4 protein-coding genes and 3 pseudogenes are annotated in these 7761 nt (G+C 69.3%); 4 read left to right on the top strand and 3 right to left on the bottom strand.

What is annotated here, in order from left to right; genetic code table 11:
• Positions 1-126: 126 nt before the first annotated feature.
• The 3 genes and pseudogenes from ACZ4FV_RS51135 to ACZ4FV_RS51125 all read right to left on the bottom strand — a co-directional run bounded on the left by ACZ4FV_RS51135 (position 127) and on the right by ACZ4FV_RS51125 (position 3183).
• Positions 127-1247, bottom strand: a pseudogene (locus ACZ4FV_RS51135) (IS630 family transposase).
• A 219-nt stretch (positions 1248-1466) separates the two neighbouring features.
• The gene (locus ACZ4FV_RS51130; protein WP_465328242.1) at positions 1467-1799 is read right to left on the bottom strand and encodes a TniQ family protein; all 333 of its coding nucleotides are present in this window, start codon (positions 1797-1799) and stop codon (positions 1467-1469) included.
• Between the two features lie 400 nt (positions 1800-2199).
• Positions 2200-3183, bottom strand: a complete 984-nt coding sequence (locus ACZ4FV_RS51125; protein WP_465328241.1) for a TniB family NTP-binding protein — start codon at positions 3181-3183, stop codon at positions 2200-2202.
• Positions 3184-4319: 1136 nt separating this feature from the next.
• On the opposite strand from ACZ4FV_RS51125, the gene ACZ4FV_RS51120 reads away from it, so the two are divergent.
• From ACZ4FV_RS51120 to ACZ4FV_RS51105, 4 genes and pseudogenes are all read left to right on the top strand, one after another.
• Complete coding sequence (locus tag ACZ4FV_RS51120; protein ID WP_465328240.1) at positions 4320-5315, top strand: DUF3558 family protein; 996 nt, start codon at positions 4320-4322, stop codon at positions 5313-5315.
• 363 nt (positions 5316-5678) lie between these two features.
• Positions 5679-6140: pseudogene (locus tag ACZ4FV_RS51115) on the top strand (recombinase family protein); the annotation flags it as partial.
• A 56-nt stretch (positions 6141-6196) separates the two neighbouring features.
• Positions 6197-6709, top strand: a pseudogene (gene tpg / locus ACZ4FV_RS51110) (telomere-protecting terminal protein Tpg); the annotation flags it as partial.
• A 185-nt stretch (positions 6710-6894) separates the two neighbouring features.
• Positions 6895-7392 carry a hypothetical protein gene (locus tag ACZ4FV_RS51105; protein WP_465328239.1) on the top strand — a complete coding sequence of 166 codons (498 nt, stop codon included), beginning with the start codon at positions 6895-6897 and terminating at the stop codon, positions 7390-7392.
• The last annotated feature ends 369 nt before the right edge of the window (positions 7393-7761 follow it).

The raw sequence follows: 7761 nt of genomic DNA, 5'->3' as shown, positions 1-7761 counted from the left end.
GGCATCTGCCACACCTGCGAACGCCCTCTCCCCACAAGGAAACTCGAACACCGCACACGAATACCAATCCCGACCTAACGAAGTACTACTAGTGCCGTGACCGGAAACGTTTGCCGGGTTGGTGGGTCATGCGGCGGTGTCGAGGGGTTGTCCGCCCCAGCGGATGCCCTTCTCGCTGCGGATGCGTGCGCGTTCCCTGCGCTGGGCGGCGAGGACGTCGGGGTGGCGGGCGTTCGCGTTGCGCCAACGCAGATACGCGTGCAGTCGCCGGGTCTGGACGGTGTGGTTGGGGTGGTTCGAGTTGGCGAGGGTGAATTGCCGCAGCGGCCCGAAGTGCGCCTCGATCGGGTTGGCCCAGGAGGCCTGGGTCGGCGTGAAACACAGTTCGACCCTGTTCCGACGGGCCCATCTGCGGATCCGCCGGTTCTTGTGGGCCGACAGGTTGTCGAGGATCACGTAAATCGGGGCGCCGTCCGGTCGGGCCGCGCGGATCGATCGCAGGGCAGCCCAGGTCGGCGCGATGCCCTTGCGCCGCCGGTTCACGCCCCACAACGTGTCGTCGCCCATGGAGTAACAGCCATGGAAATACGGACGCCGTGGGTCCGTGTGTAGGTGGCCGGGTGGCGGTCGGGGCGGCCCCGCGGGGCCCAACAGCCGCCCGCGGTGGGGCGGATGCCCAACGGGCCGAACTCGTCGAACGCAAAAACCCGGTCGGGGAAATGCCGTGTGACGTGCTCGATCCGGTCGAGCTTGCTCTCGCGCTCGGGATCGGTCGACTCCTTCCACGTCTTCGTCCGCTGGAAGGTGACGCCCCGGCGTTCGAGCAGTTCCCGCAGGGCCTCGCGGCCGATGCGTATGCGCGGGGTCGGCAGACGACGCAGGTGGTCGGCGAGCTTGCGGATCGACCAGCGGGTGAACGGGAGGCCGAGTCTCGTCGGGCGGGTGGTGGCCGTCGCCACGACGAAGTCCTCCTGTTCAGGAGTCAACAGGCGGGGACGGCCTCCCGCCCACCGAGGGTCCAGAGATTTCATCCCGATCCCGTTGAACCGGTGAATCACCTCCCGCACGGTGTCCTCGTCCGCCTGCACCAGGCGGGCGATCACCGGCACGGTGTTCCCGCCGGCCGACGCGAGGACGATCATCGCCCGACGAAACCGCACGGCGCTGGTCGTTCCCCGACGCACGATCGCCTGCAGTCGACGGCCCTCGTCGTCACTCAACCGCCGCACCACGACTCTCTCGGCCACCCGCACCCTCCCGCTCGAACGATCCCGAGGACCATCCAACCGAGACTCCCACCGACAACACCGGCGACACACCAACACCGCGAACCAATCCGGTCACGGCACTAGTAAGCTCCTCGCCAGGTTGGGCGGTGACGCCACCGAAGGTCGATCGACGAGTCAGCTAACCGTGGAATCGCGGCCCACTCAGGCCGAAGCAAGTGGATTGCCAGGCCTGCCGAGTCAGGGACCGGTGATCTCGGCGAGGCGCCGTTGCGCCGCCGGGTCGAGGTGGATCTCGGTCGTGTCGCAGTCGCCGGCCCCTCGCGTGCCCATGCCGGCGATGCCGACGCCGTTCAGGAGGTCGGGCGCGCTCTGTCGATATGTCGCCGCGACGCGGCCGACCCGGGAGACGGCGGACTCGTAGGGCAGGGGAGCCACACGGAACGCGCCCGGTCGTGTTCCGGCCCGGTCCCGCGGCGCGGGTTCGGCGGCCGGGTCCCGAGGGTCGGTGTCGTCGTGGCGGGCGAGTCCTCCCGCTCTCGATCCCGGGATCGGGCCGGTCCCGGTCGCCATCACGCGCCGCGTCCCATCTGTCGGGGCGGTGGCCTGCACACTCCCGCAGCAGGGCATCGGTACCGGCCTCGGGCTGTGCGGACGCGCGGGACCGGGTCGGTGTTCACGTGCCGTGTCGGTGTGCGCGGCCGCCGGTGCGGGCGCGTCCGGTGACACGGGGGCGGTAGTGGTCCTCGGCGGTGTGGTCCAGGACGATCGCCTCGAGGCCGCCTCTGGTGATGCGTTCGGTGCCGTCGTCGATGGCGGTGATGGCGGCTTGGCGTATCAGGCGGGTGAGGCTGCCGATCCGGCCGGCGGTGCGTTGGTGGAGATAGGGCGCGAGGCGGCGGTGGTGTCCCCGCGCGGTGTGCGTTTCGGGTCGAGGGCGGCTTCCACGCCGGCGATCAACTCTTTGAACGGTTCACGTGTGCCGAGCCGCGCGGGGAATGCCCCGCACTCGACCAACGAGGCCCGACCGGCGAGTTGCGCTCCGCGTACACCCCCGAACAACGCGGTTGTCACCACGTCGATGCCCGCGTATACGAACGTCGCCCCGATGCGTTCGGTGAGGTCTCTTCGACAGGCCCGCGGTTTCGGCGCCGGTGGTGGTTCGGGGGTTGAGGCGGTGGATCTCATCGATGGGGACGAGGTGGACGCCGGCCCGGTGGTAGATGTGGCACACGGCCTCGGTGATCTGGGCCTGCGTCATCCGTGCGCCGGCGGGGACGCCGAGGTAGCGGGCGAACTCGGCGGCGAGGGCCTTCGCGGTCGCGCCCGGCGGCACGAGGACGTACGCGACCGGCACGCGTGGGTGGGCCTGCCCCGGCGGCGCCGGAACACGGCGGGCGTGGGCGAGGTGGCAGGCGCGCCCGACGTGGAGCAGCGCGGTGGTCTTGCCGGCGGCGGCGGGCCCGGTGACGATCAGGGACGGTCGGGCGGTGGTCCGTTGGTGACGGCCCAGGATCATCAGCGTGCGCTGGGCCAGGGCCCGGTCGAGCCTGTCGACGACGTGGGTGCACGGCTCCCCGCCGGACGCGGTCACCGAGATGCGGGGATCACCCAGGCTCGGCGCGCCGAAGTGCACGGCGGGCGGTACACCCAAGTCCGCCTGGTCGGCGTCGTCGGGGTCGAAGTCCTGATCGAACGAGGTGCTTTCGCGGGTGACGGTGGCATGCGTGGGTCCGGCGAACAGCCACCGTGTGCCGCCCTCCATCAGGTTGGGCTCGACCTCCACCGGCCAGCCGGCCGTCCCGAACGCCGCGACCAAGCCGTCGACCACGCCGGTGGTCAGGATCGGCGTGGGCGAACCGTCCCGGTTCATTCGGCGAGCGGCGCGTACGTAGGATTCCCCGTTCGTGGCGGCGGCGGCGCGTGCGGCCTGCTTGCGCTTGCGGTCCCGCGTCATGAGTTCGTCCTGGTTCCCGGTGCGACCCCACGTGCCCCACCGTGTGACGTCACAGGAACGGGCCTTCGACACCGCGCGATTCCGAGAACCTTGTCCTTCGATGCCGCGCGACGTGGGCGCACGGGCTCGGAGTCCGACAGGCACGACTGCCGCTCGCAACCCTAGCGGCACGCGGGTCCTCCCAGCACGAATTCGACGCGGGTGTACGTGAGGTGACGGTGTGCCCCTTCGGGCCACCCGGGGAAGGCTGCTGATGTGACCACCAGCGGTAGTTGGCCAGCTCTCTTCGCCAAGCCCCAGGACACGGACTTGCTGTTCAGCGGTACCTGGCCAATGTGGTCAGAGATAGATGGCCAGTCGGGTCTTGTTCGACGGGACAGGGATGTCAGCAGGGATGCCTTGGCCGTTGGCGTGATCTCTCACAAATGGTCGGATGAGACACAGCCGGACCGACCGCGAATCGCGCCCGAATCGCCCCGACTCTCCGTTGCACAATTTCTCGCACAACCGGCGGATTGCGCGAGAGGGTTCTGCGACGCTGAACCATATGGAGTGGACCCCGGATCTGTCAGCTTCCGAAGTCGGTTGCACTGATGACCGAAGTCGCGTGCACGGGCATGGGCTCCGAGAGGATCGCGGGTTCGCGTCGAAGTCCTCGAGCGATGGCTCGCCGGCCGGTGACGGTGGCGAGGCTGTGGCATCGGGGGCGGAGGTGTGATGGGTGGCGTCGCCGTGGGTCCGGCCACGGGGGTCGCACCCGCCAGGCAGGATCCGGGCCGACCACAGCCGATCCGTCGGCTGGATCCTCCGCAACCCCGCGAAGTCGCCCACCCGCAGCCGGAGTTCCTGCTACCCTCCTCCGCGCCGGGTCGATGTCTGAGGGCGTCGGACCGGTCGCTTTGCGTGGTCGCCGTCGCCTGACGGGCAGGCTTCCGCGAGGCCGTGGCGCCACAGCCGCAGGCCGGATGCGACGCCGTCGAGACATCGACGGCCGGACGGGGGACGACCGGATGGCTTCCACGGACAGCACGTACTGCAGCACCGCGCACCAAGGACGCGCGCAAGCCCCGGGGGCGTCGGACGATCACCGGTCGAAACCACGACGACGGCCGATATCCGTGCTCCCATTTCGGGGGGTGGCGCCGCGGATGTGCGGCGCGGTGATGGCCGCGGTCCTGCTGCTGGCGGGCTGCTCCGACGACGACAAGCCCGGCAGGCCGCCGAACGTCGCCGCACTCGACCCCTGCAAGCTGCTCACCGACAAGGAACAGGCCGACCTGCACCTGAAGGTGAACGAGCACGCCGAGGACGGCCCCCAGCGCTCGTGCACGTTCGGTTCGGCGGGCTTCCGCGACGCGCCCGGTGACAACGATGGGAAGGACTCCATCGGCTACCTGAAGCTCACCATCCGCGACAGCACGACCCCGAACCGCGCCGCCGACGCCAAACGCCTGGCCGAGACCTACACCCGGGACTACAAGGCGACCCTGGCCACGAGGACGGTCGAGGGCAGGCAGGTCCACCGGGTCACCCGCCAGGCCACCACCCTCCCAGGGCTTCAGACCACCTCGTGCTACCTGCTGTTCCAGGTCAACGCCACCTCGTCGGTGGAGGCCACCACGACGGGCGTGGCACAGTGCGCACTGCCCGACCTGGTGCCGCTGCTCACGGCCAAGTTGCCCACCCCCGACCAGGCGCCCGCACACCCCGACCACGACCGGCCGATCGACCTGGACGCGCTCGACCCGTGCACGCTGCCCACCGACCGACGGACGGCGCTGCGCCTGGACGCCGGAGCCGGCGTGTCGTCCAAGGACGGGAGTATCCGGGCCTGCCACTACCACGTGCCCGGGGCGGGTGCCGGCGAGCTCATTGCCGTGTCCGTGACGTTCCTCCCTCGGGGCCTGGACGACGCACCCGGGCAGGTGCGCACCGTGAACGGGCGCGCCGCGCACGAGAAACGCAACGACAGCGGAACGGACGGCGAATGCGCCTACCGTCTCGAGGTGACCAAGGCGACCTCCGTCGAGATCACCGCCCGGATGAACGCCGGGGACACGGAATCCGCCTGCCGTACCGCCGCCGGACTCTCCGCCGACATCGAGCCGCACCTGCCCCTGATCGCCACGTGAACGGGCTTCGCCAGCAGTCCCCTGATCGCCACGTGAACGGGCTTCGCCAGCAGTCCCCGGAATCAAGACCGAGTATTCGACGGTCCGATCGGGGGACCCCCGGCGCCACGGCCGCGACGTCCGCGTCCGCAAGGCCCCACCACGGCCCACACAGCCCCGGGCGCGGCCGGCACCCCACACGCGGTCACCGTCCCGTCCGCCATCCCGGAACCCGCCACCGCGCACACGACCACGGCCAAAACGACAGCATTGCACGCGACTTCGGACCGTCCGGGGATTCACAGTCCCCTGCACTCGGCGACGAAGACCCAGCTCACTCGTGCAGGCAGCTTCGGACATTAACACCCGGATCGGGCCGCCGACGCGGTCGAACGCCACGACTGCCCCAAGTGCGCCGCGCCAGCCGGGAGTCCGTGCCGCACCCGAGCCGGGAGGACCGCCGTCAAGTACCACACGCCGCAGTTCGTCCTGGTGCCCGCGCTGCGCGAACTCCTCGACGTGCCCACCCCCGCCGACCGCCGGCCCGGCAAGGCATGGATCGAGCGGCCCGCACCGGCCACGGCTGCGGCGGGCGGGCCCGGGCCGATCCGGATCGGCTACGCCCGCACGTCCCTGCGCCGGCAGGAACTCGCGAGCCAGATCGAGGCCCTGGAAACGGCCGGCTGCTCGAAAATCTTCCGCGAACAGATCAGCACTCGGATCAAGGTGAGGCCCGAACTGGAGAAGGCACTGCGGCTCGCCCACCGGTTCAAGGAGGTCGCACCCGACCAGGACGTGCTGCTCACGGTGCAGGAGTTGAAGAGGCTCGCGCGCAACGCTGCGGAGCTGATGCGACTGTCGGCCGACCTCCAGTCCGGCGACATCTCGCTCGAACTCCTCACCGGCCCGCTCACCCCAAGGCCAGGGTCCGGTTCCTCCTCGGCAAGTCCGGGGGCCGCACCATTGCCGTTGCCGAACTCCTCGGAGTCAGCCAACGCTCCGTCGGGCGCTACCTCAAAGGCGACCGCAAACACCTGCCGGCGGAGGTGGAGGCCCGCCTGGACGCAGAGGTCAGTCGCCTCTGGCAGCCCAGGGTGCGACGCCGAGCCGAGCTACAGGCCGCGGACATCGGCGGGGTTGTGGTGGAGTCCCGAGCAAAATTCGGATTCGCTTCGGCGGCAGGATCCACCGACGATCCCCGGATGCGCCGGATCACCCAACCGCTTTCCTCCGCCCGTGCCCGAGAGCTGTTCGAGGCCCGGCGCGCTGGAGCCTCCGAACGCGAACTTGAGCGCATCGTCGCCGCCGGCTTGCAGGAGGCGTATTTCCAGGACGGTGGAACCCGCGCTGATGACCTGTCGGCCGTCGAACTCACAGATGTGGACTATGTTCTCTTCGCCCTGCGCCGCGAGTGACACCGATCATCCATTGACTGCTCGGTTTCACACCCCGCCGCTACCAGCGACGCATGCGAGCGCGGAGACGGGCCTTGGACACTGGCCCGAAGTCCGCCGATCGATACCGCCTTCACGTGGCTGTCCTTACTTCCCTGATGCGACCTCGTGTCGCACACGGAGTGCTTGAGTTGGCGGCTTGAGGCGTGCCCGAGGCCATCGGCTTCGAGAGCGGTGCTGGTGTCGGCAAGCAGGCAGACCCCAGCCTCCTCGGTATGACCGACCAGTTCGACGTCCAACTCGACAGGGCCCTGGACAGTCTGCGCGACATGCTGCCTGAGAGTGAGTTGCTCCGTCTGGAGTCAAAACTCCGCCAGATCCACGCTGAGAGGCCCGACTTGGAGGGGGCGGAGGTTGTGAACATGGCCTTCGACGTCTTCGAGGGGGAGAAAATCGACGCCCACCTTGACGTGGAGGAGGCAGGTGCGCGGGTCGATGAAGCGGCTGCCGCTGAAGCTCGCCTCGCGTCCATGCAAAGGATTACAGAACGCTCGGCCGAGCTGGACGCTGTCGAAGCCCGGTACCCCGGGAGCGCCACCATGACCGAGGCGCTCGCCGACGCCGGGATTTCGTGGGCCTACCTCGGTCTGAGCGAAGAGGACGGTGTCCTCGCCGAGGAGATCCGCCGAGGGTTTGGGAAGTAGGAACCCTACTGCTTGTACTTCGGCTCGCCAGGTGTCCCGGCGCTTGGGCGCTCAGTTCGCCGACTTGCACGCTCCTTCACCATCTGAAGCGCTCAGCGACAGATCATCTGTGCTGAGCACCCGAGTTGGCCGGTGAGCTCGTCGAACCGGCCAGTTCACCGTCGACGTTCTTCCCGGTCGGCGAGCCGCGATGCTCCACGGGCTTCCACTGGTGCGCCCGGACCTGTCGGCGACGACCGGTACGGTCGCGCTTGGCCGTCGGAGTGGGCTTGATTCGGTTTGACGGACACCCTGTCTGAGGGGTTTGCCCCTCTTGGGAGGATGTCCATCATGGAGCGCATGGGGAAGAAGAAGCCTCGGCCTCGCCGC

The sequence above is a fragment of the Embleya sp. NPDC025285 genome (assembly GCF_055558835.1).
Note: the sequence above shows the minus strand (reverse complement) of the source record. Positions and strands in the feature narration are given on the sequence as shown.